The following is a 21,134-nucleotide window of genomic DNA, read 5'->3' as shown; positions in this document are numbered from 1 at the left end:
CCGCGTGACCACCGCCCGGCGGCCGCTCTGGCCGAGCCGCTCCGACGCCTGCTGGCTGATCTTCGCGGCCCTCGCGTTCGCCGGGATGAACGTCCTCCTCCACGTCCTCGGCGACCGGACGACCGGCGCGTGGGGCCCGGCGGCCGGGCTGGTCCTGCAGCTCGCCTGCGACCTCTCGCTGGTGCTGCTGTTCCGGTTCCCCGGCCCGGTCTGCGCGTTCGTCACCGCGGCGGCGTTCGCGATGCTCGCGGCCGACACCTTCGCGCCCGGCCTGCTCGTGCCGCTCCACCCGCTCGCCCTGACGACCGTGCCGACGATCACCCCGGTGATCCTGTCCCAAGCGGCCCGGGTGCTGGACAAGCGGACCGTGCTGTGGGTGGCCGGCATCCTGGCCGTGCTGGCCGCGCGGCCGTGGACGCCGAGCTGGGCGACGACGTCGTTCGGCCTGCTCAACACCGCGCTGCCGGCGCTGGCCTCGCTGTACTTCGAAGCCCGCCGGCAGCTGCTGCAGTCGCTGCGCGACCGGGCGGAACGCGCCGAGCGCGAGCAGCACCTGCTCGCCGAGCAGGCCCGGGCGGCGGAACGGCGGCGGCTCGCGGGCGAGATGCACGACGTCGTCACGCACCGGCTCAGCCTGATGGTGCTGCACGCCGGCGCGCTCGGCGTGACGTCGGCCGACCCGGCCGCGCGGACGGCGGCCGAGGACATCCGCCGCGAAGGCGCGCTGGCGCTGGACGAGCTGCGCGACCTCGTCGGCGTCCTGCGCAACGGCGCCGAGACCGGGCCGCGGACGCTCAGCCCGGAGGAGCCCGGCGATCCGGCGCGGCTGGTGAGTGAGTCCCGCTCGGTCGGGGTGGCGACGGACCTCGTGGTGGACGGCGACCCGGCGCAGGTGTCGCCGACCGTCGCGCGCACCGCGTACCGGCTCGTGCAGGAGGCGCTGACGAACGTGCGCAAGCACGCGCCGGGTGCGTCGGTGACGGTGTCGCTGCGCTACCACCCGGGCGGCCTCGACGTCTCGGTGGAAAGCACGGCGGCGGCGCACCCGCCGGACCCGGCGCTGGCGGGCAGCGGTTCCGGCGCCGGGCTGGCCGGGCTGCGGCAGCGCGTCGAACTGGTCGGCGGGCGCTTCGACGCGGGCCCGCGACCCGGCGGCGGGTTCCGGGTCGGTGCGATACTGCCCGCCTACGTCCCGACGGCGGAAGGCACGCACTGTGATCCCGGTGCTCGTGGTCGATGACGAGCCGATGGTCTGCGCGCACCTGCGCACGATCCTGGGTTCGGCGGCCGACATCGAAGTGGTCGCCCAGGCCGCCGACGGCGCTGAAGCCGTCGAGGCCGTGGTCCGGCACCGGCCGCGCGTGGTGCTGATGGACCTGCGGATGCCGGGGGTGGACGGGCTGACGGCGATCGCGCGCATCACGGCGCTGCCCGACCCGCCGGCGGTGGTCGCCCTGACGACGTTCGACGCGGACACCTACGTGATCCGGGCGCTGCGCGCGGGCGCCGCGGGCTTCCTGGTGAAGTCGACGCCCCCGGAGGACCTGATCGGCCTGGTCCGGGTGGCGGCGGACGGCCACACGGTGCTTTCGCCGTCGGCCGCGCGCCGCCTGGTGGCGTTGTCGTCGGACAGCCGCGAACGCGGGGAAGACGCCCGGCGGCGGACAGCGGTGCTGACGGAACGGGAGCGGGACGTCCTGGACTGCCTCGGTTCCGGACTGTCCAATGCGGACATCGCGGCGAGGCTGCACCTGGCCGAGGCGACGGTGAAGAGCTATGTGTCGCGGATGTTGGTGAAGCTCGACTGTGCGAACCGGACCCAGGCCGGGCTGCTGGCCCACGAAGCCGGGCTGGTGGCCCGCTAGTGAAACAGCAGCGGCGCGGCGTGCCAGATCGCCCAGCCGTTGAGCAGCAACCACCCGCCGATCCACAGGGGTGAGGGCATCTTGGTGCGCTTGGCCAGCGCCGCGGCGTCGTCCTTCTGGGACTTGTACCCGTTCTGCTTGCGGTTGACGACCAGGATGCGCACGCCGTCGAGCTCGCTGGTCAGCAGCAGCCAGGCTTCGGTGTACGCGATGCCGGTGCGCAGCCAGCCCGGGGCGTAGCTCAGGGCCGAGTACACGACCGCTCCCACCAAGACGATCAGGATGACGGTGAGCAGGTCCCGGGCGAACAGCAGCAGGAACGCCAGCGCGGCGAGGGTCAGGACGAGCACGGCCTGGACGTGCCCGCGGTGCAGCAGGACGGCCGCGCCCAGCCCGGCCAGCGGCGGCATCGCGTACCCGGCGGCCCCGGCCAGCACGGCGCCGAGCCCCGATTCGTGCTTGCCTTCGACGTGGCCGGAGCCCGCGCTGGTGATGGCGACGCGGGCGACGTCGCCGCCGGTCAGCAGGATCACCAGCGCGTGGCCGCCTTCGTGGAACAGGGTGCCCAGGACGTTGGCGTTGCGCAGGAGACTCCGCCGGCCACTGGGCGGCGTGACGACCGAGGTCAGCGACACCGCGAAGGCGAACAACGCGGCGACCGCAACGACTCCCCAGCCCGGTGCGGGCACGGTCTCGTTGAGCACCGCGACAGTGTCCCTGCGGACGGGACGGCGGAACCCGGAACGCTACGGATTGTCCAGGAGCTGTCCAGCCGGGGTGACTACGCGGACGCGGGCGTGTGCTCCGCGTCATAGGCGTCCCGGGCCTCCTGGACCGACGACATGTGCCGCCGGGCCCAGCGGTCGAGCACGTCCAGCGGCTCGGACAGGTTGCGGCCCAGCGCGGTCAGCTCGTACTCGACCTTCGGCGGGATCGTCGGGTACGTCGTGCGGGTGAGGATGCCGTCGCGGACCAGGCTGCGCAGCGTCTGCGTCAGCACCTTCTGGGAAATCCCGTCCACCCGGCGGCCGATTTCGGTGAACCGCAGCGGGCCGGCGGAAAGGGCGCCGACGATCAGCACCGTCCACTGGTCGCCGATGCGGTCGAGCAGCTGGCGGGTCGGGCAGTTGCGGTCGTACGGATCGGGCTCCACGGGGCACCTCCTCACTCTCCCCGGGAGAGTAACACGCCGATCAGGCGGTGGCGGCCAACCCGGCGGCCACCCGCTTGATGAAGGAACCGAGGAACCACCGGTAGAACCAGCCCGTGCCGGGGATCTTCGGCGTGAACGTCGAGTGCCAGTGGATGTCCGTGCCGCCGTCGCGGGGCGAGAGGTCGACGTAGGCCACGTAGTCCCGCAGCGGCAGGCCGTGCTCCAGCGCGTAGCCGAACCGGCGGCCGGGCTCGAGCGCGACGATCTTTTCGTACGAGCGGACGCCGTTCGTCTTGAACAGCCGGACCGCGCCGAGGCCTTCCGGCTCGCCCTCCCCCTCGCGGACCAGCTCGAACGACCCCAGCGGCGACCACGCCGGCCAGCTCCGGCCGTCGCGCAGCAGGGCGTAGACGGCGTCGGCCGGAGCGGCCGTCCGGGCGTGGACCGAAATGCGTTGTACCATTTGGTACGTGTACCATCTGGTACATGATCGACGCAAGCCCGCGCGCCAAGCTGCTCGACGCGGCGATCGACCACATCGCCCACCACGGCGGGGCCGGCCGGAGCCTGCGGGCACTGGCCGCGGACCTCGGCACCAGCCACCGCATGCTGATCTACCACTTCGGCTCGAAGGAAGGCCTGCTCACGGCGGTGGCGCGGGAGGTCGAGGCCCGGCAGCGCGCCGCGCTCGCCGGCCTCGACCCGGCGGAGTTCTGGCGCCGGCTCACCGACGACGACCTGCGCGCCAACGAGAAGCTGTTCTTCCAGCTCTACGGCCAGGCACTCGGCGGCACCCCGGGCACGGCGGAGTTCCTCGACGGCGTGATCGAAAACTGGCTCGGCCCCATCGAAGCCCGGCTCGCCCAGCTCGGTGTCCCGGCGGCCGACCGGCCCGCCCACGCCCGCCTCGGGCTCGCCGTCGCCCGCGGCCTGCTGCTCGACCTCGTCACGACCGGCGACCGCGAAGCCGTCGACGCCGCCATGGAGAAGTTCCTGGCGATGTACGAAAACCCGTGATCATCTGGCTCGATGCTCCTACGCGGACGCGATCCGCCAGACGGCGTGAGTGGAGACCGGCTCGGCGTCGCGCGTCCCCGGGCCGGGCGTACACGATGACGTTCGACCTCGTGCGGACGTCGGTCACCGTCGGCCTTACAAAGCCCGAACACTCGGCGGACGCCCTCCGAACACCGCCCCGCCAGAGTTCTCCTCGTACCCCGGAGCACTCCGGAACGGACACGAGGGAGAGACGATGCGAGGAACCACCTGGACGCGGCTGGCGCTGGCGGGCGGCGCGAGCGCGGCCTGCCTGCTGGTGGCGGCGCCGCTGGCGTCGGCCCAGACGACGTCGCCGGCGCCGGTCGCGCCGATCACGCTCAGCCCGCAGGAGTCGCAGCAGGTCTGCTCGGACTGGGTGCCGAAGCTGCAGAAGCGGGCCGACAACCTGAAGAAGCGGATCAACGGCGGCGCCGAGATCAAGGGCTCGGTGGCCAACCTCAAGGCGCGGGCGGCCGACCAGCGCGCGGCGGGGCACACCGCTCGCGCCGACCAGCTGGACCAGCGCGCCACCAAGCGGCAGGGCCGGATCGGCGAGCTGGACACGGCCAAGCAGAAGCTGGACGCCTTCGCGTCCGCGCACTGCAAGCCGGCCAAGTGAGGGGCGCGAGGATCGCGGCAGCGGTCGGGGCCGCCGCGGTCATCGCGCTCGGCTGCTCGGCCTGCCGCGACAACCTGATGGGCTCACCCTCCGGCGACGCGCCCGCGCCGTCGTCGGTGTCGTCGTCTTCGCCGTCCGGCGAGCTGAGCGGGATCGAGTCGGCACTGAACGGTATCGAGTCGGACATGAACAGCGATGGCTCGCCCTGACCGGCTAGCGTCTCCCCTCTGAACACGGCGGAGACGGGAGCAGGCATGGGGTCACCGGGACGCGGCCTCGTCCTCGTGGTCGAGGACGAGGCCGCGATCGCCGAGCTGGCGGCGCTCTACCTCAAGCGCGACGGCTTCGGTGTGCACGTCGAGGCCGACGGCGGCCGGGCCCTGGACGCCGTCCGGCGCCTCAAGCCGGTGGCGATCGTGCTCGACATCGGACTGTCCGGAATGGACGGCATCGAGATCTGCAAGGCGTTGCGCGCGGCCGGGGACTGGACGCCGGTGCTGTTCGTCACGGCCCGCGACGACGAGCTCGACCGCCTGCTGGGCCTGGAGATCGGCGCGGACGACTACCTCACCAAGCCGTTCAGCCCGCGCGAGCTGGCGGCCCGGGTCCGGACGGTGCTGCGCCGGGCCTCCGGGGTGGCGCCGGCCGCGGAGACGTTCGCCGTGGGCGGCGCACGCGTCGACGTGCTTTCCCGGCGGGCGTGGGCGGGTGACGCCGAAATTTCCCTGACGTCCACGGAGTTCGACCTCCTCACGCACCTGCTCCGGCACCCGGGGCAGGTGCTTTCGCGCGACCAGCTGCTGAGTGCCGTCTGGGGGTACGCCGCCGCGGCGGGGACGCGCACCGTGGACGTCCACGTGGCTCAGCTGCGCGCGAAACTCGGGCCGTCGAGTCCGATTCGGACGGTGCGGGGCATCGGCTACGCGGCGGACCCGGCGTGAAGTACCGGGGAACGCTGACCGGGCGGATCACGCTGGTGTGCCTGGCCGTCGCGGGCGTCGCGGTGATCGTGGCGGCGCTGGTCGCGTCCCGGCTGATCCGGACCACGGCGGACAACGTGCTGCAGTCGACGCTGGCCGCGCAGGCCGACGTCGTCGCGTCGCAATTGGACGAAACGGGCATCGGCAACCGGCTGGGTGTCGGCAAGGTGGCCGACGTGGTGCGCGGGCAGGGCATCTCGGTGGTGGTCCGCCGCGCGGGCGGGCAGGCGGTCGGGGACGCCGTCGCGGTCCAGGCCGCCGGGAAGCTCGGGCTGGCGGCGGACCACTCGGGGCGCGTCACGGTGGCGGGGTCGCAGTACCTGGTCGAGACGCGGGTGGTGGGCCCGCGCGGGGCGGCGTTCGCGCTGGTCCTGCCCGCGCGCAACGCCCAGGCGACGCAACGGGCGCTGGTGCGCAACATCTTGCTGGCGCTCGGGATCGGGCTGCTGGTGGCCGCCGTGGCGGGCTTCGTCTCGGGCCGGCTGCTGGGCCGTCCGCTGCGCCGGGCCGCGCTGGCCGCCGGATCGTTGCGGGCGGGGCGGCGCGACGTGCGGGTGCCGGTGCAGGGGCCCCGCGAGGTGGCGGAGGTGGCCGGGTCGCTGAACTCGCTGGCCGACGCGCTGGCCGTCAGCGAGGCGCGGCAGCGGGAGTTCCTGCTGTCGGTGTCGCACGAGCTGCGGACGCCGCTGACCGCCGTGACGGGCTTCGCGGAGGCGATCGCGGACGGCGTCGCCACCGGGCCCGACGCGGTGCGGGCCGGGCAGACGATCCAGCGGGAGGCGGTGCGGCTCGAGCGGCTGGTCACGGACCTGCTGGAGCTGGCCCGCCTGGGCGCGGACGAGTTCCGGCTGGACATGGCTCCGGTGGACCTGGCCGCGTTGGTGCGCGACTGCGCGGAGGTGTGGCAGCTGCGGTGCGGCCGGGAGGACGTCCGGCTGTCGGTTTCGGCGCCGCCTTCCCCGGTCCCGGTGCTGGCGGACGCGCGGCGGCTGCGCCAGGTCGTCGACGGGCTGGCGGAGAACGCCCTGCGCGTCACGCCCTCGGGGGCGCCGATGGTGTTCTCGTTGTCGGTGTCCGATTCGTCGGCTTCGCTGGCGGTCCGCGACGGCGGCCCGGGCCTGGCGCCGGAGGACTACCCGGTGGCGTTCGAGCGGGGCGTCCTGAACGCCCGTTACCGCGACCGCCGTCCGGTCGGCTCCGGCATCGGCCTGGCCCTGGTCCACGCCCTGGTCACCCGCATGGGCGGCACGCTGACCGCGGGACCGGCCCCCGAAGGCGGCGCCGCGTTCACCCTCACCTTCCCCCTGACCCCCACCACGGTCCCGCTCCCCCGCCCCTGACCCGACCGTCCAGGTACGCGAGCCGACTCCCTGGGTACGCGAGCCGACCGTCCGGGTACTTCGATGGGCGGACCGGGCGTACCGGGACGGTCGGCTCGCGTACCCGGAGCGTCGGCTCGCGTACCCGGAGGGTCGGCTCGCGTACCCGGAGCGTCGGCTCGTTAGGGTCGGGGGATGGAGATGCTGCACCTGCGCTACTTCGTCGCGGTCGCCGAGGAGCTGAACTTTTCCGCGGCCGCGCGGAAGCTGCACATGGCCGCGTCCCCGCTCAGCCAGCGGATCAAGGACCTCGAACACGAGCTCGGGCAGCAGCTGTTCGACCGCAGCACCCACCACGTCACGCTCACCGAGGCCGGGACAGCGCTGCTGCCGCTCGCGCGGGACGTTCTCGAGCAGGTCAGCGCCATTCCGTGGAAGCTCGAAGAAGCCACCAAGCCGCAGCGCAGCACCGTTTTCCTCGGCATGCCCGCCGGGGTGCACCCCGCTCTGCGGGACCGGGTCAACGCTCTCGCCGAGCGGGTGAAACAAAGCTACGAGCTCAAGCGCTGGCCCGGCACCACCGCCGACCTCGTGCAGGGCGTGCACGACGGGAAGCTCGCGCTCACCCTCGCCCGGCTGCCGGTCACCGATCCCGCGCTGGAACAGCTGCCCGTGATGACCGAACGGCTCGGCGCCGTCGTCCCCGCCGACCTGTTCGCCGGCCGTGACTCGGTCAGCCTGGCCGAGCTGACCGAATTCCCGTACGTCGCCTCACCAGGGGAAATCGTTCCCGCCTATTTCGAGCAGCTGGACCACCAATTGAGCGAACTGGGCGTCAAGAAACGCATCCGATTGAGCAACACCGGGTACGGCGGGACGTCGGAAATCATCTCCAGCGGTGAAGCCTTTTCCATTTCCATGCTTGACGCCAAGAGCCCGATGCACGGCTACCGGCTCGACAACGTCACCGTCCTGCCCTTCACGGATTTCCGCCCCCAGCTGGACACCGGCCTGCTCTGGCGGCGCGACCGCACCGACGGCGACCTGCGCGAGCTCGTCGACGCCGCGAAAGAGATCTTCGCCGAGCCGCTCAGCAGCTAGAAGAATGGTATGACCACCAGAGTCATACCATTGTGCGCATCATGATCATTCCCTTTCCCGCCGGACGCGCCTACGTTCGTAAGTAGAGCGAACCAGCAAGGCGCGAAAGGACGACAAGATGACGGACATCACGACCGGACCTCTGGACGGCGTGCGCGTGATCGACCTCTCGACCGTGGTCATGGGCCCGTACGCGGCGCAGATCCTCGGCGACCTGGGCGCCGACGTGATCAAGATCGAGTCCCCCGCGGACACCGTGCGGGTGGGCGAGTACCGCACCACGCCGGGCATGACGGCGCTGAACCTCAACGTCAACCGCAACAAGCGCAGCGTGGCCCTCAACCTCAAGGACGAAACCGAGCGCGAGCAGGCCCTCAAGCTGATCGACACGGCCGACGTGCTGATCACCAACATGCGCCCCGGCGCGCTGGCCCGGCTCGGCCTGAACTACGCCGACGTCGCCGCGCGCAACCCGCGCCTGGTCTACGCCCACGCGCAGGGCTTCCGCAGCGACTCCGACCGGGCCGGGAACGCCGCCTACGACGAGACCGTGCAGGCCTCCTCCGGCCTGGTCGACGTGGCCAACCGCGCGCTCGGCGAGCCGGTCTACCTGCCGACGATCATCGGCGACAAGGTCTCGTCGCTGACCATCGCCTACAGCGTGCTCGCCGCGCTCGTCCACCGCGACAAGACCGGCCAGGGCCAGCAGATCGAGATCCCGATGACCGACACGCTCATCGCGTTCAACCTCGTCGAACACCTCGCCGGGCACACCTACGAGCCGGCCACCGGCCCCACCGGGTTCGCGCTGTCGATGACGAAGGGCCACGCCGCGGTCCGCACCAAGGACGGCCTCGCCTGCGTCATCCCCTACAACCCGCAGAACTTCCGCGACTTCTTCGCCGCGGCCGAGCGCCCGGACCTCGCCGCCGACCCGCGGGTGAACGGCGACGCCATCAACCGCGCCGACAACGAGTGGCTGAGCGCGCAGATCGCGGTGTGCGCCCCGGCGCTGACCACCGAAGAGTGGGCCGAGGTGTGCGCCAAGCACAGCATCCCGATGGCTCCGGTGCTGGAGCTGGACAACGCGCACGAAGACCCGTACGTCCGCGACGGCCACCTGCTCGACACCGTCGAGCACCCGAGCGAAGGCACCATCCGCACGGTCGGCATCCCGGTGAAGTTCTCCGCGACGCCCGGCTCGATCCGCCGCCTGGCCCCGCTGGCCGGCCAGGACACCGCCGAAGTCCTCGCGGAACTCTGAAAGAAGCGAGTCATGAGTGAAGTACGCACCGAACGGATCGGCAGCACCCTGCTGATCACCATCGACCGGCCCCAGGCCCGCAACGCGGTCAACGCCGCCGTCGCGGCCGGGCTGGCCGCGGCCCTCGACGAACTCGAGGGCGACCCCACCCTCCGGGCGGGTGTCCTGACCGGCGCCGAGAACACCTTCAGCGCCGGGATGGACCTCAAGGCCGCCCTCAAGGGCGAGTCGCCGGAGATCCCCGGCCGCGGGTTCGGCGGCCTCACCGAAGCCAAGCTGACCAAGCCGCTGATCGCCGCCGTCGAAGGGTTCGCCATGGGCGGCGGGTTCGAACTGGCCCTGGGCTGCGACCTGATCGTGGCCGCGGAAAACGCCCGGTTCGGGCTTCCGGAAGTCAAGCGCGGCCTGATCGCCGCGGGCGGCGGCGTGATCCGGCTGCCGAAGCGGATCCCCCACCACCTCGCGATGGAGTTCCTGCTCACCGGCGAGCCCGTCACCGGCCGCCGCGCCGGCGAGCTCGGCCTGGTCAACCGCGTGACCGCGGACGGTGACGCCGCGGCGGTCGCCGTCGGCCTCGCCGAGAAGCTGGCGGAGAACGCGCCCCTCGCGCTCGCCGCCGTCAAGAAGATCGTGCGCGGCTCGGAGGCGGAAGCCTTTGCCCTGCAGCGTGAAGAGACCAAGAAGCTGATGCAGTCCGCCGACGTCCGCGAGGGCATGACCGCCTTCGCCGAGCGCCGCGCTCCGAAGTGGACAGGCGAATAACCATGAAGATCGAAGAAGTCCGCCGGCACGTGACGACCCCGCTGACCGCCCCGGCGTTCGCGCCCGTGGTCCCGAGGTTCACCGACCGCGAGTACCTCAACATCGTCTACCGCACCGACGCCGACGCCCTGCGCGCGGTCGTCCCGGAGCCGCTGCGGGTCGAGGAACCGTTGGTGCGCTTCGAAGTCATGAAGATGGGCGACGTCTCCGGCTACGGCCCGTACACCGAGTCCGGCCAGGCGATCGAGGTCAGCTTCGACGGCGAGCGCGGCGAGTACCTGCACGCGATGTACCTCGACAACTTCCCGGCCACCGCGTCCGGGCGTGAGGTCAGCGCGTACCCGAAGACCGCCGGCAGCCCGAAGCTCTATGTCGACAACGGCGTTCTCGTCGGCACGCTGGACTACGGGACGCTGCGGGTGGCGACGGCGACCATGGGTTACAAGCACCACGAGCTGGACGTCCGCGAGGCCGAACGCCAGATCACCGTCCCGACGTTCATGCTCAAGACGATCCCCGGCTACGACGGCGCTCCGCGCGTCCAGGAGCTGGTCCGCACCGAGATCACCGACGTCGTGGTCAAGGAGGCCTACACCGCCCCGGCCCGGCTGCAGCTGTTCCAGCACGTCCTGGCCCCGCTGGCCGACCTGCCGGTGCTGGAGGTCGTCTCCGCGAGCCACATCCGCACCGACCTGACGCTCGCTCCGGTCAAGCCGGTCTTCGACTACCTGAAGGGAGCCCAGGCATGAAGAACGCCGCAGTCATCGGTGCCGGCACCATCGGCCTGTCCTGGACGGCGCTGTTCGCCCACCACGGCCTGACCATCCGGGTCACCGACCCCCGTCCCGACCTCGCCGAGGCCGTTTCGCAGGCGTTGGACCAGTTCGCTCCGCACCTCGGCACCACCGCCGCCGAGCTGGCGAGCCGCGTCCGGATCGCCGCGGACGTCACCGAAGCCGTGCGAGACGCGGACGTCGTGCAGGAGAACGGCCCGGAAAACGTCGAGTTCAAAAAGGACCTGTTCCGGCAGCTCGTCGAGGAAGCACCGGCGCACGCGCTGCTGCTGAGCTCGTCCAGCGCCATCCCCTCGACGGCGTTCACCGGCGAGCTGGCCGACGCGAGCCGGATCCTCATCGGGCACCCGTTCAACCCGCCGCACCTGATCCCGCTGGTCGAGGTCGTCCCCGGCGAGCACACCAGCGACGAGTCGGTCCAAGCCGCTGTCGACTTCTACACCTTCCTCGGCCGCACCCCGGTCGTGGAGCGCAAGGAGATCCCCGGGTTCGTCGGCAACCGGCTGCAGAACGCGCTCAGCCGCGAGGCGATCTACCTCGTCGAGCAGGGTGTCGTCACGCCGGAGGACCTCGACAAGGTGATCACGAATTCGCTCGGCATCCGCTGGGCCACGGTCGGGCCGTTCCTCGGCTCGCACCTCGGCGGTGGCCCCGGCGGCTACCGGCACATGGCCGGGCACATCGGCAAGTCCATGAAGCAGATGTGGGCCGGGCTGGGCAACCCCAGCCAGAGCCCCGAAGAGCAGGAACAGCTCATCGAAGCTGTCGAAAAGGCTTACGGCTCCTCCACGTACTCGGAACTCGCCGAGACGCGCGACCGCAAGCAGCTCGCCGTCCTGAAGGCATTGGAGGAGAACTGATATGACCATGGAAGCACTCGAAGGCCAGCTGACCGCCGACTTCTACAACTTCGAAACGCTGCTGAGCGACGACGAGCGCAAGCTGCTCGTCAAGGCGCGCGAGTTCATGCGCACCGACGTCAAGCCGCTGGTGAACGAGAACTGGGAGGCCGGCACCTTCCCGAAGGAGCTCATCGGCCTGTTCCGCGACTCCGGCCTCGCGGGCCTGTCCTACAAGGGCTACGGCGAGCACAAGCCGGAAGTCAGCCACCTCCTCACCGGCATGATGGCGATGGAGATGAGCCGCACGGACGCTTCGGTGGCGACGTTCTTCGGTGTCCACAACGGACTCGCGATGTACTCGATCTACAGCGGCGGCAGCCAGGAGCAGCGCGATCGCTGGCTCCCCGAAATGGCCGCGATGGACAAGATCGGCGCGTTCGCGATGACCGAACCGCTCGGCGGCTCCGACGTCGCCGGCGGCATGCGCACCACGGCCAAGCGGGACGGGAACACCTGGGTCCTCAACGGCGCCAAGAAGTGGATCGGCAACGCGACCTTCGCCGACTACGTCGTGGTGTGGGCGCGCGACCTCGACGACAACCACGTCAAGGGGTTCGTCGTCGAGAAGGGCACGCCGGGCTTCGTGGCGGAGAAGATCCAGGGCAAGACGGCGTTCCGGATCGTCGAAAACGCCGAAATCACCCTCACCGACGTCCGCGTGCCGGAGGAGAACCGCCTGCAGGGCATCGGCTCCTTCCGCGACGTCGCCGAGATCCTGCGCGCCACCCGCGGCGGCGTGGCCTGGCAGGCGCTGGGCGTGATGATCGGCGCCTACGAGCTCGCGCTGGACTACGCCAAGGAGCGCACGCAGTTCGGCCGGCCGATCGCCCGCTTCCAGCTGGTGCAGGACCTGCTCGTGAAGAGCCTCGGCAACATCACCGCTTCCTGGGGCATGCTGGTGCAGCTGGCCCGCCTGCAGGACGCGGGGATCTTCCAGGACGAGCACTCGTCGCTGGCCAAGGCGTTCGTCACCTCGCGGATGCGCGAAGTCGTCGCGTGGAGCCGGGAGATCTTCGGCGGCAACGGGATCGTCCTCGACTACGACGTCGCGCGGTTCTTCGCCGACGCCGAGGCGATCTACTCCTTCGAGGGCACGCGCGAGATGAACACCCTGATCGTCGGCAAGGCGATCACCGGGCAGTCCGCGTTCGTGTGACGGGCTAGTTCACGCAGCCGGCGGCCGTACTGGCCGCCGGCTGTTTCGCGTCCGAAGAAGGGCCCGGCGCCGGCGCCTTCGTGCCGGTGGCGGCCACCGGCTTCACGGCGCCGGCCGTGTCGTCACCCGCGGCCCGGACCGCGGCGGTGCTGATCGCCGTGGTGACGAACTGCCGGACCTGCGCCGGGTCGACCTTGACCGCGTCACCGTCGGACGGCGTCGCCAGCGACAGGCTCTGCACCGGGATGGTGGCGAAGGCGATCGCGCCCGAGGTCATCCCCCGCAGCTGCTGCGCGAAGCTCAAGATGTCCCAGCCCTTGTCCAGCACGACCGCCCCCTGCACCGCGCTGACCAGCGAACCCAGCTTCGCCGGCTCGGTGAACGTGCCCGCGCTCAGCACCTTCTTCGCCATCCCGGAGAGGAACGCCTGCTGCCGTGCGATGCGGTCGAGGTCGCCGTTGAGCAGGCCGTGGCGCTGCCGGACGAAGGCGAGCGCCTGCGCCCCGGACAGCGTCTGCGGGCCGGCCGCGAAGTCCGCGCCGGAGTAGCTGTCGTGCACCGGTGCCTTGAGGCAGACCTCGACACCGCCGACGGCCTGCGACAGCGCGTCGAAGCCGGCGAGGTTGATCGCCGCGTAGTGGTTGATCGTCAGCCCGGTGAACTTCTCCACGGTCTGGATCGTCGTCCTCGCGCCCGCCTCGTTCGCCGCCACCTCCAGCTGCGCGCCGGAGAGCCCCTGGGCGCGCAACCCGGACATCGCGGCGTTCTTGCCGCGGCTGTAGGCCGAGTTGATCTTGTGCTTGCCGTACCCGCCCGCGATGTCCACATAGGAATCCCGCGGGATCGAGATCGCGGTGGCCGCGGCGCCGCCCGCCGGGATGTGGACCACGATGATCGTGTCGGTGGTGTCACCGCCGTCGTCGCCACCACCGGCGTGGAGCGCGTCGAGCACGTTCTGTGGCAACGGGTTGCCGTAGGTGTCGGTCCGCGCGTCGATCCCGACGAGCAGGAGGTTCTGGGCGACCTTCAACGGCTCGCCCGGCGGGGTCTCGTCGGTGCCGACCTGTGCCGCGGGCGGGATGACGTCGGCGGTGACGATGCCGGCGTCCAGGGAGCTCAGCTGCGTCCACAGGTAGCCGGTGGCGCCGAGCACCACCGTCGAGACGACGCCGAGCGCGACCCGGCCGCCGATCCGGCGCCCCCGCGACGACAACAGCACGTCTTTCCCCTTGCTTCCCGCTCGTGTTCCCCTTCTTCGAGGATCACCGCGTTAGCTGGGAATCAGCTGAGAAAGTTGTCGGAAAGCTGTGACGCTGCCCGATCGGCCGAGCCGGATCCGGGCCCTGGACCGGTTTTGCCACACACGGTAGGGGTGTGCGTACGGGAAAGTGCTGTGGCACCGGCCACAGTGGCCCACGCTATCGCGTCACCGCGGCAGTTTGCGCCAGATCGCGCGCGGCAGCAGGCGCATCACGAAGAAGACCGGACGGAGCAATCCGGGCACCCAGACGACCCCGCGGCCGCGGGCCAGCGCCGCGACCGTCGCTTCGGCCACCTGATCCGGGGTGCTGGAGAACGGCGCCGGCGTCATGCCTTCGGTCATCCGGCCGATGACGAAGCCGGGGCGGACGAGCAGCAAGTGGACGCCGGAGCCGTGCAACGCGTCGGCGAGGCCGCTCGCGAAGCCGTCGAGACCGGCTTTGGCGGAGCCGTAGACGTAGTTCGCGCGGCGCACCCGCACCCCGGCCACCGAGGAGAACACTACGAGCCGGCCGTGCCCCTGCGCGCGCAGCAGGTTCGCGGCGTGGGTCAGCACGCCGACCTGGGCGACGTAGTCGGTGTGCACGATCGCGGCGGCGTGGGCGCTGTCCTGTTCGGCACGCGCTTGGTCGCCGAGGACGCCGAAGGCGAGCACGACGGTCTCGAGCGGCCCGTGCTCGGCCGCCACCTTCTCCAGGAAGGGACCCTGCGCGGCGAGGTCGTCGGCGTCGAACTCGGCCGTCGCCACCGTCTCGGCGCCGGCCTCGCGCAGCACGGCGACCTCCGCGGTCAGGTCCGCACCCGGCCGCGCGGCCAGCACGAACCGCCGGACGTCCCCGCTGACCAGGCGTTTCGCCACGGCCAGCCCGATCTCGCTGCGTCCGCCCAGTACCAGCACCGTTCCGCTCACCGCAGCATTCTCCCAACCCGGGTGCGCTAGCGTGCCGGGGTGGGTCACGCTCCGGATTTCGAGACGCTCGTCGAACGGCACCGCCGGGAGATCCAGGTGCACTGCTACCGGATGCTCGGGTCCCTGGCCGACGCCGAAGACCTCGCGCAGGAGACGTTCCTGCGCGCGTGGAAGGGCCGCGACGGGTTCGAGGGCCGGGCGAGCGTGCGCACCTGGCTCTACCGGATCGCGACGAACGCGTGCCTCGACGTCCTCGCCCGCCGTCCGCGGCGGGTGCTGCCCGACCAGCTCGGCCCGGCCGGGGAGCCCGCCGGGCCGATCGCGGCCGCCGACCTGCCGTGGCTCGAGCCGTACCCGGACCGGCTGCTCGACGGCGCGGCCCCCGACACCACCGGCGGCACCGACGACCCCGGCGCCGCCGTGGTCGAGCGGGAGACCATCGAGCTGGCCTACCTCGCCGCCGTCCAGTACCTGCCGCCGCGGCAGCGGGCGACGCTGATCCTGCGGGACGTGCTCGGCTGGTCGGCGAAGGAGACGGCGGCGCTGCTGGAGACGAGCGTGGCGTCGGCGAACAGCGCGCTCCAGCGGGCTCGCGCGACGTTGCGTGAGCGGTTGCCCGCGCGGCGTGCGGAGTGGACGGCCGGCGACCCGACGGCCGAGGAAACGGCCCTGCTCAAGCGGTTCATCGCCGCGTACGAAGCCGGCGACCCGGCCGCGGTCGCCCGGCTGCTGCACGAAGACGCGCAGGCGATCATGCCGCCGTACACGCTGTGGTTCGGCAGTCGCGCGGCGATCATCCGGGCGCTGTCGCTCTCGATGGACCCGGCGTCGCCCGACTGCATCGGGCGGTTCCGGATGCTGCCCGTGCGCGCCAACCGCCAGCCCGCGGTGGCCACTTACCTGCGGCGCCCGGACGAGCGCGAGCACCGGTGGTTCGGAGTCACGCTCCTCACGATCGAGGGCGGGGTGGTCACGGCGATGGCCGCGTTCGAGTCGCTCGGGGCGGCGGCGTGGGGCCTGCCGGAGACGTGGCCGGCCGGCGACGGTGCCCGCCACTCCCCGGGAAAGATGCAAAGCGACGCATAGCCAATGCGCGCAAAAAGCCCGGGTGGGTGATTCGCGGGGAATCACCCACCCGGGCGCGCACACGGCCGGAATGGTTTTCTTCCGGATTCGGTGCTTGTGCTCGAGGCCGCCGGGAAGAGGTCACCGGGCGGCGCGTCAGGCCGCTCGGTGCCGCTCAGGCGCGGTGCGCACCAGCCGGCGGCGTTCGACCGCCGTGACGCCACCGAAGACGCCGTGGTCAAGGCCGTTGTCGAGCGCGTAGCCGAGGCATTCGGCGCGCACGGGGCAGCGCGCGCACACGGCCTTCGCCTGCGCCGTCTGCCGGGCGCCGGGGCCGACCTCGGAGATCGGGAAGAACAGTTCCGGGTCCTCGTCCTTGCAGGCCGCGAGTTCCGCCCAGCCCGTCATCGTGGCTTCCATTTCCTTCGTTCACCTCCTTGAGCTTTCTTCTACTGCTTCCCATTGTTGGGGCGCGTCAACCGACTTAACTGCGGCGGGCGCGCGAGCGTATCCGCCTGGGTCAAGGGGGTTTTGGCTTCGGTCCCCGGCTCACCCTCCGGGCAACCAAGACTGCAACACATGAGAGTACGCCTTTCTTCCTGGGATCTCGATGTCGATCACGTCACCCGATCGACGACGTCCGCGGGCCGCCGAAGGGTCGCGGGCCGGCCGGCACCGGTCCGCTTCCGCGTTGTCCGGTACGGGTTTCCGGTCGGGAGTGATCGAAACGCGGTCGCCGGGGACGATCTCCGCCGCGCGTCCGGAACCCGCCGTTCGCGGAGCCGGGCGGCACGGCTCGCGGACGGCTCCGACCACCGCCGCGGCCGTTCGTCACGAGCCGTCACCGAGCCAACGCGGTCCATTACTCCTACCGAGCAGTCTTGATCCGATCGTTACACGTGGCGGGCCCCTCAGTGCACCTGTCCTTGTGAGGGCGAGGGGTGGTGGGGTTTCCGTGTGCGGTCACGACGAGTTCGACGCGTTCTTCCGCGCCGACTTCCCGGCGCTCGTGGCGTTCCTCTGCAAGGCCGGGTTCGAGGTCGAAGCGGCCCGCGACGTCGCCGCCGAGGCGATGCTGCACGCGCTGGAGGCGTGGCCGATCGTCGAGGACCCGCGGGCCTGGGTGCGCCGGGTCGCCGGGCGGCTGATCGACGCCCCGGGCGACGCGCGAGCGGACTGGACCCTGGCGGGCGACCCGCACGTCGACGAGGAACTCGCCGGGCTGGTCGAGCAGCACGCGGGGCTCATCGAACTGCTCGCCACCCTCCCGGGCAAGCAGCGGATGGTGCTGGCGTGGTCGCTCGACGGGTTCACGCCGTCCCAGATCGCGGAGGCGCTCCGGGTCGCCCCCGCGACGGTCCGGTCCACCCTCCGCCACGTGCGGGAACGCCTCAGGCGACTCCGGGCCGCCCGGCCCGGTGACCAGCGGGACAGGAAAAGGTGAGCGAAATGCCGGCAACCGAGTACGGGGATCGGGCGATCACCGAGCAGCTGCGGGAGTCCAACGCCGCGCTGCACGACTCGCTGCGCGCCGGGCTCGACGTGGAGGGAGCCCTGCTGCGCGTCCGCAGCCGGGCGCTGGTCCGGGAGATCGCCGCGACGCAGCCCCCCGAGGTGTTCCCGCCGCACTGGCGGCACCACGACGAGCCGGTCGCCGCCGCGATCGCCGGCGACGACGCCGCGATCGCGCGCCTGCTCGCCACCGTCCGGCCGCTCGTGGTCCGCTACTGCCGCGCCCGCGTCGGCCGGCACGAGCGCTCGTTCACTTCGGCGGACGACGTCGCCCAGGAAGTCTGCCTCGCCGTGCTCACCGCGCTGCCGTCGTACCACGACCAGGGCCGCCCGTTCCTGGCGTTCGTCTACGGGATCGCCCAGCACAAGGTGGCCGACGCGCACCGCGCCGCGGCTCGCAACCGCAGCGACCCGGTACCGGAGGTCCCGGACAGCGTCAGCGAGACGGCCGGCCCGGAGCAGCAGGCGCTGCGGTTCGAGCTGAACGAGCGGCTGGCCCGGCTGCTGGACATCCTGCCCGCGAAGCAGCGGGAGATCGTCGTGCTGCGGGTGGTGGTCGGGCTGTCGGCCGAAGAGACGGCCGCGGCGGTCGGGTCCACGCCGGGGGCGGTGCGGGTCGCGCAGCACCGCGCGCTCGGGCGTCTGCGCCGGTTGCTCACCGGCGAAGACACTTAGGGCCGGACGCGCTCCAGAACGAACTCCGCCAGTGCCGCCGCCGGGCCTTCCATCGACTCCCTGGCCAGCAGCATGAACTCGATGTCGCCGGGCTCCGGCAGGCCGTCGAGCTCGGTCAGGTCGGCCGGGATCAGGCTGCGCGCGTGCAGGGTGACGCCCAGCCCGGCCGCCGCCGCGGCGCGCAGGCCGGTGAGGCTCGACGTCTGGCACGCCGCGCGCCACTCGCGGCCGGCGCGTTCGAGGCACTCCACAGCCAGCTGCCGGGTGATCGACGGCATCGGGTACTGCACCAGCGGCACCGGCTGGCCCGGCTCCAGCACGGTGGCGGCCGACCCGATCCAGACCAGCGGCTCCCGCCAGAGCAGCCGGCCGTGGTGCGCGCCCGGGCGGCGTTTGCCCAGCACCAGGTCGAGCTGCCCGGACCGCAGCCGCTGGGTCAGCACGTCCGACAGCTCGACGGTCAGCTCGACGTCCACCAGCGGGTGGCTGCGGCGCAGCCGGTGCAGGATCTCCGGCAGCTCGCCCAGCGCGAAGTCCTCGGAGACGCCGAAGCGCACCCGGCCGCGGAGTTCGGCGCCGCGGAAATGCCGCTCCGCGCGCTCTTCGGTGTCCACGACGGTCTGCGCGAACCCCAGCATCGCCTGCCCGCGCGCGGTGAGCTCGACGGTGTGGGTGTCGCGGGCGAACAGCAGCCCGCCGGAGTCGCGCTCGAGGCGTCGCACGTGCTGGCTGATCGTCGGCTGGCCGACCCCCAGCCGCCGGGCGGCCGCGGTGAAGCTGCGCGTCTCGGCGACGGCGAGGAACGAACGGCACAGGCGAGGGTCCAGCACCGGGCGAGCTTATCGCGATCTGCGATGACAGTCAGTCCGGTCATCGGGGTTCCGAATGAGCACCGGGTCGCCGAGAATGGTCGCGGAAGGAGATCCATGTCCCGGTTGCGCCTCGACCCGTTCGTCCTCGCGATCCTCGCCACCGTCGGCGTCGCCACCCTGCTGCCCGCCTCGGGCGCGGTGGCCGGCGGCTTCGGCGTCGCCACCACGATCGCCGTCGGCCTGCTGTTCTTCCTGTACGGCGCCCGGCTGTCGACGCAGGAAGCCCTTGACGGGCTGCGGCACTGGCGGCTGCACGCGGTGGTGCTCGGAGCGACGTTCGTCCTGTTCCCGCTGCTCGGCCTGGCGCTGTTCCTCCTGCCGCCGTCGATCCTGCCGGACCGGCTGGCGGCCGGGGTGCTGTTCCTGGCGGTGCTGCCCTCGACCGTGCAGTCCTCGATCGCGTTCACGTCCATCGCCCGCGGCAACGTCGCGGCGGCGATCTGCAGCGCGTCGCTGTCCAACCTGGCCGGCATCGTGCTGACGCCCCTGCTGGTGGCCCTGCTGCTGGCCGGCGACGGCGCGGGCGTCGACGGCTCGGCCGTGCTCGGGATCGTGCTGCAACTGCTGGCGCCGTTCGTCGCGGGCCAGCTGACGCGCCGCTGGATCGGCGGCTGGATCACGCGGCACGCGGCGCCGCTGAAACTGGTCGACCGCGGCTCGATCCTCCTGGTCGTCTACACGGCGTTCAGCGCGGGCATGACGGAGGGCATCTGGCACCGGCTCGACCTGGGCCACCTCCTCGTGCTGGTCGTGGTGTGCTGCGCGCTGCTCGCGGCGGTCCTGGCGGCGACGGGCCTGGGCGCGCGCCTGCTCGGCTTCGCCCGCGCGGACCGGATCACGATCGTCTTCTGCGGGTCGAAGAAGAGCCTGGCCAGCGGCCTGCCGATGGCGACGGTGCTGTTCGGGCACGCCCAGGTGGGACTGATCGTGCTGCCGCTGATGCTGTTCCACCAGATCCAGCTGATCGTCTGCGCCACCCTGGCCCGCCGGTACGCCGCCGAGCAGGAGCGGGAACTCCTGCCGGCCTGACCGGCGAATCCTTTGTGGACGATCAGCGGCACAGCCGGCGGCGGCTACTGCACGGTGTCCCCCAGCAGCCGCTGAGCGGAATCCGCGGTTTTCGCCCTGCCCGCCAAGGCTTTCCGTCAACGCGGACCGGGCGAAGGCTTGTTTCCCAGCTCCTCCGCGAAAATCGTGTCGACACGCGAACTCGCGCGCCGCAACGCACGCGCGACCGCCCGGATCAGATAACCGGCGGCGAACACGAGCAACAACCCCAAGCCGACGACCCCGGGGTTCGCCACGACGACCTCCCGGTACTCGTGCGCGAGATAGCCCAAACCGGCCCCCGCGGTGAACGCGTTCAGCCACGCCAGCCGGGTGGCCCGGGAAGAGGACGAGGTGGCAGAGCCCATTGCTTCCTCCCGCCGTTCCGGTCAGCGGTGACGCCCTTGCAACCTAAACGACCCTGCGCCGGTCGGCGGCCACTTCAACCTGTTTGGCCTACCGGATCTGCCCGGATGGCCGCTGTGATAACTTGAAGCGAACTGAGTGTTCTGTGCAGATGCAAACCTCGGATTGTTCGGGAACCCCGAGGCGAGGGGGCGGTAGCTCAGTTGGTTAGAGCAGGGGACTCATAATCCCTTGGCCGCGGGTTCGAGCCCCGCCCGCCCTACACTCGTGAGCCCGGGCTCGTCGCTTCGCTTCCTCGCCCGGGCTCTCTCGTTTCGTTGTTTTCTTCTGGGGGTGCAACCCCCAGGCCCCGCCCGGGGGCTCTGCCCCCGGACCCCCGTCTGGGTCGCCTTAGGCCGCTGGCTTACCGTGTCGCTGCCCCCGTCTGGGTCGCCTTAGGCCGCTGGCTTACCGTGTCGCTGCCCCCGTCTGGGT

General features: G+C 71.7%; 25 protein-coding genes and 1 tRNA gene. 18 read left to right on the top strand and 8 right to left on the bottom strand.

The features are described from left to right. The first annotated feature begins 4 nt into the window (after positions 1-4). Positions 5-1,240 carry a sensor histidine kinase gene (locus C2L58_RS01110; RefSeq protein WP_103335051.1) on the top strand — a complete coding sequence of 412 codons (1,236 nt, stop codon included), beginning with the start codon at positions 5-7 and terminating at the stop codon, positions 1,238-1,240. Then, positions 1,215-1,865: a response regulator gene (locus C2L58_RS01105; RefSeq protein WP_103335050.1), complete on the top strand. Its 651-nt coding sequence runs from the start codon at positions 1,215-1,217 to the stop codon at positions 1,863-1,865. Before C2L58_RS01110 ends, C2L58_RS01105 begins: the two co-directional genes overlap by 26 nt. Here C2L58_RS01105 and C2L58_RS01100 read toward each other — a convergent pair. The 3 genes from C2L58_RS01100 to C2L58_RS01090 all read right to left on the bottom strand — a co-directional run bounded on the left by C2L58_RS01100 (position 1,862) and on the right by C2L58_RS01090 (position 3,481). Further along, positions 1,862-2,569 (bottom strand): M50 family metallopeptidase, encoded by a 708-nt coding sequence (locus C2L58_RS01100; protein ID WP_103335048.1) that lies wholly within the window; start codon positions 2,567-2,569, stop codon positions 1,862-1,864. The genes C2L58_RS01105 and C2L58_RS01100 overlap by 4 nt on opposite strands. A 77-nt stretch (positions 2,570-2,646) precedes the next feature. Then, a complete protein-coding gene (locus tag C2L58_RS01095; protein WP_103335047.1) occupies positions 2,647-3,018 on the bottom strand; it encodes a winged helix-turn-helix transcriptional regulator in 372 nt (123 codons plus the stop codon). Positions 3,019-3,058: 40 nt separating this feature from the next. Next, a complete protein-coding gene (locus tag C2L58_RS01090; protein ID WP_103335045.1) occupies positions 3,059-3,481 on the bottom strand; it encodes an SRPBCC family protein in 423 nt (140 codons plus the stop codon). A gap of 23 nt (positions 3,482-3,504) precedes the next feature. Here C2L58_RS01090 and C2L58_RS01085 point away from each other — a divergent pair, with 23 nt between their 5' ends. The 11 genes from C2L58_RS01085 (at position 3,505) to C2L58_RS01035 (ending at position 12,953) form a co-directional block, all read left to right on the top strand. Further along, positions 3,505-4,035: a TetR/AcrR family transcriptional regulator gene (locus C2L58_RS01085; protein WP_103335044.1), complete on the top strand. Its 531-nt coding sequence runs from the start codon at positions 3,505-3,507 to the stop codon at positions 4,033-4,035. 235 nt (positions 4,036-4,270) lie between these two features. Then, positions 4,271-4,675: a hypothetical protein gene (locus tag C2L58_RS01080; protein WP_103335042.1), complete on the top strand. Its 405-nt coding sequence runs from the start codon at positions 4,271-4,273 to the stop codon at positions 4,673-4,675. Further along, positions 4,672-4,884: a hypothetical protein gene (locus C2L58_RS01075; protein ID WP_103335040.1), complete on the top strand. Its 213-nt coding sequence runs from the start codon at positions 4,672-4,674 to the stop codon at positions 4,882-4,884. The genes C2L58_RS01080 and C2L58_RS01075 overlap by 4 nt, the downstream gene beginning before the upstream one ends. A gap of 45 nt (positions 4,885-4,929) precedes the next feature. Then, positions 4,930-5,616, top strand: coding sequence for a response regulator transcription factor (locus tag C2L58_RS01070; RefSeq protein ID WP_103335039.1), 687 nt, complete (start codon positions 4,930-4,932; stop codon positions 5,614-5,616). Next, a complete protein-coding gene (locus C2L58_RS01065) occupies positions 5,613-6,995 on the top strand; it encodes a sensor histidine kinase (protein WP_103335037.1) in 1,383 nt (460 codons plus the stop codon). The genes C2L58_RS01070 and C2L58_RS01065 overlap by 4 nt, the downstream gene beginning before the upstream one ends. A gap of 174 nt (positions 6,996-7,169) precedes the next feature. Then, the gene (locus C2L58_RS01060; RefSeq protein ID WP_103335035.1) at positions 7,170-8,075 is read left to right on the top strand and encodes a LysR family transcriptional regulator; all 906 of its coding nucleotides are present in this window, start codon (positions 7,170-7,172) and stop codon (positions 8,073-8,075) included. A gap of 118 nt (positions 8,076-8,193) precedes the next feature. Continuing rightward, positions 8,194-9,339, top strand: a complete 1,146-nt coding sequence (locus C2L58_RS01055) for a CaiB/BaiF CoA transferase family protein (RefSeq protein WP_199191039.1) — start codon at positions 8,194-8,196, stop codon at positions 9,337-9,339. Positions 9,340-9,351: 12 nt separating this feature from the next. Further along, positions 9,352-10,101 carry a crotonase/enoyl-CoA hydratase family protein gene (locus C2L58_RS01050; protein WP_103335033.1) on the top strand — a complete coding sequence of 250 codons (750 nt, stop codon included), beginning with the start codon at positions 9,352-9,354 and terminating at the stop codon, positions 10,099-10,101. A gap of 2 nt (positions 10,102-10,103) precedes the next feature. Continuing rightward, positions 10,104-10,850, top strand: a complete 747-nt coding sequence (locus C2L58_RS01045; protein WP_103335032.1) for an acetoacetate decarboxylase — start codon at positions 10,104-10,106, stop codon at positions 10,848-10,850. Continuing rightward, positions 10,847-11,755: a 3-hydroxyacyl-CoA dehydrogenase NAD-binding domain-containing protein gene (locus C2L58_RS01040; RefSeq protein WP_103335030.1), complete on the top strand. Its 909-nt coding sequence runs from the start codon at positions 10,847-10,849 to the stop codon at positions 11,753-11,755. Before C2L58_RS01045 ends, C2L58_RS01040 begins: the two co-directional genes overlap by 4 nt. A gap of 1 nt (position 11,756) precedes the next feature. Next, on the top strand, positions 11,757-12,953 hold the full coding sequence (locus tag C2L58_RS01035) for an acyl-CoA dehydrogenase family protein (protein WP_103335029.1): 1,197 nt from the start codon (positions 11,757-11,759) through the stop codon (positions 12,951-12,953). A 4-nt stretch (positions 12,954-12,957) separates the two neighbouring features. Here C2L58_RS01035 and C2L58_RS01030 read toward each other — a convergent pair whose 3' ends face one another. After that, complete coding sequence (locus C2L58_RS01030) at positions 12,958-14,172, bottom strand: LCP family protein (protein WP_103335027.1); 1,215 nt, start codon at positions 14,170-14,172, stop codon at positions 12,958-12,960. A 207-nt stretch (positions 14,173-14,379) separates the two neighbouring features. Further along, a complete protein-coding gene (locus C2L58_RS01025) occupies positions 14,380-15,123 on the bottom strand; it encodes an SDR family NAD(P)-dependent oxidoreductase (RefSeq protein ID WP_103335025.1) in 744 nt (247 codons plus the stop codon). A gap of 39 nt (positions 15,124-15,162) precedes the next feature. Between C2L58_RS01025 and C2L58_RS01020 the strand changes: the two genes are divergently transcribed. Then, positions 15,163-16,209, top strand: coding sequence for an RNA polymerase subunit sigma-70 (locus C2L58_RS01020; RefSeq protein ID WP_103335024.1), 1,047 nt, complete (start codon positions 15,163-15,165; stop codon positions 16,207-16,209). Positions 16,210-16,344: 135 nt separating this feature from the next. Here the strand turns inward: C2L58_RS01020 and C2L58_RS01015 are convergent, their stop codons facing one another. Continuing rightward, positions 16,345-16,608: a WhiB family transcriptional regulator gene (locus C2L58_RS01015; RefSeq protein WP_103335022.1), complete on the bottom strand. Its 264-nt coding sequence runs from the start codon at positions 16,606-16,608 to the stop codon at positions 16,345-16,347. Between the two features lie 535 nt (positions 16,609-17,143). Between C2L58_RS01015 and C2L58_RS01010 the strand changes: the two genes are divergently transcribed. Together C2L58_RS01010 and C2L58_RS01005 are read left to right on the top strand one after the other, a co-directional pair. Beyond that, complete coding sequence (locus tag C2L58_RS01010; protein WP_103335021.1) at positions 17,144-17,632, top strand: RNA polymerase sigma factor; 489 nt, start codon at positions 17,144-17,146, stop codon at positions 17,630-17,632. Between the two features lie 170 nt (positions 17,633-17,802). Further along, positions 17,803-18,375 (top strand): sigma-70 family RNA polymerase sigma factor, encoded by a 573-nt coding sequence (locus tag C2L58_RS01005; protein WP_199191050.1) that lies wholly within the window; start codon positions 17,803-17,805, stop codon positions 18,373-18,375. Here C2L58_RS01005 and C2L58_RS01000 read toward each other — a convergent pair. Beyond that, positions 18,372-19,205: a LysR family transcriptional regulator gene (locus tag C2L58_RS01000; protein WP_103335017.1), complete on the bottom strand. Its 834-nt coding sequence runs from the start codon at positions 19,203-19,205 to the stop codon at positions 18,372-18,374. The two genes, C2L58_RS01005 and C2L58_RS01000, sit on opposite strands and share 4 nt — an antisense overlap. Positions 19,206-19,301: 96 nt before the next feature. Here C2L58_RS01000 and C2L58_RS00995 point away from each other — a divergent pair, with 96 nt between their 5' ends. Continuing rightward, positions 19,302-20,276: a bile acid:sodium symporter family protein gene (locus C2L58_RS00995; protein ID WP_103335016.1), complete on the top strand. Its 975-nt coding sequence runs from the start codon at positions 19,302-19,304 to the stop codon at positions 20,274-20,276. A 116-nt stretch (positions 20,277-20,392) separates the two neighbouring features. Here the strand turns inward: C2L58_RS00995 and C2L58_RS00990 are convergent, their stop codons facing one another. After that, on the bottom strand, positions 20,393-20,662 hold the full coding sequence (locus C2L58_RS00990) for a hypothetical protein (RefSeq protein ID WP_103335014.1): 270 nt from the start codon (positions 20,660-20,662) through the stop codon (positions 20,393-20,395). A 186-nt stretch (positions 20,663-20,848) separates the two neighbouring features. On the opposite strand from C2L58_RS00990, the gene C2L58_RS00985 reads away from it, so the two are divergent. Next, a tRNA-Ile gene (locus C2L58_RS00985) sits at positions 20,849-20,922 on the top strand. The last annotated feature ends 212 nt before the right edge of the window (positions 20,923-21,134 follow it).

The organism is Amycolatopsis sp. CA-126428, assembly GCF_002904335.1.
GTDB lineage: Bacteria > Actinomycetota > Actinomycetes > Mycobacteriales > Pseudonocardiaceae > Amycolatopsis.
This window is presented reverse-complemented; position numbering and strand designations above follow the sequence as displayed.

Excerpts from the sequence above, each read along its gene's own strand:
- C2L58_RS01090 (WP_103335045.1), bottom strand. The coding sequence starts at position 3,481 with ATGGTACAACGCATTTCGGTCCACGCCCGGACGGCCGCTCCGGCCGAC.
- C2L58_RS01085 (WP_103335044.1), top strand. The coding sequence starts at position 3,505 with ATGATCGACGCAAGCCCGCGCGCCAAGCTGCTCGACGCGGCGATCGAC.
- C2L58_RS01080 (WP_103335042.1), top strand. The coding sequence starts at position 4,271 with ATGCGAGGAACCACCTGGACGCGGCTGGCGCTGGCGGGCGGCGCGAGC.
- C2L58_RS01070 (WP_103335039.1), top strand. The coding sequence starts at position 4,930 with ATGGGGTCACCGGGACGCGGCCTCGTCCTCGTGGTCGAGGACGAGGCC.
- C2L58_RS01060 (WP_103335035.1), top strand. The coding sequence starts at position 7,170 with ATGGAGATGCTGCACCTGCGCTACTTCGTCGCGGTCGCCGAGGAGCTG.
- C2L58_RS01055 (WP_199191039.1), top strand. The coding sequence starts at position 8,194 with ATGACGGACATCACGACCGGACCTCTGGACGGCGTGCGCGTGATCGAC.
- C2L58_RS01050 (WP_103335033.1), top strand. The coding sequence starts at position 9,352 with ATGAGTGAAGTACGCACCGAACGGATCGGCAGCACCCTGCTGATCACC.
- C2L58_RS01045 (WP_103335032.1), top strand. The coding sequence starts at position 10,104 with ATGAAGATCGAAGAAGTCCGCCGGCACGTGACGACCCCGCTGACCGCC.
- C2L58_RS01040 (WP_103335030.1), top strand. The coding sequence starts at position 10,847 with ATGAAGAACGCCGCAGTCATCGGTGCCGGCACCATCGGCCTGTCCTGG.
- C2L58_RS01035 (WP_103335029.1), top strand. The coding sequence starts at position 11,757 with ATGACCATGGAAGCACTCGAAGGCCAGCTGACCGCCGACTTCTACAAC.
- C2L58_RS01015 (WP_103335022.1), bottom strand. The coding sequence starts at position 16,608 with ATGGAAGCCACGATGACGGGCTGGGCGGAACTCGCGGCCTGCAAGGAC.
- C2L58_RS00995 (WP_103335016.1), top strand. The coding sequence starts at position 19,302 with ATGTCCCGGTTGCGCCTCGACCCGTTCGTCCTCGCGATCCTCGCCACC.
- C2L58_RS00990 (WP_103335014.1), bottom strand. The coding sequence starts at position 20,662 with ATGGGCTCTGCCACCTCGTCCTCTTCCCGGGCCACCCGGCTGGCGTGG.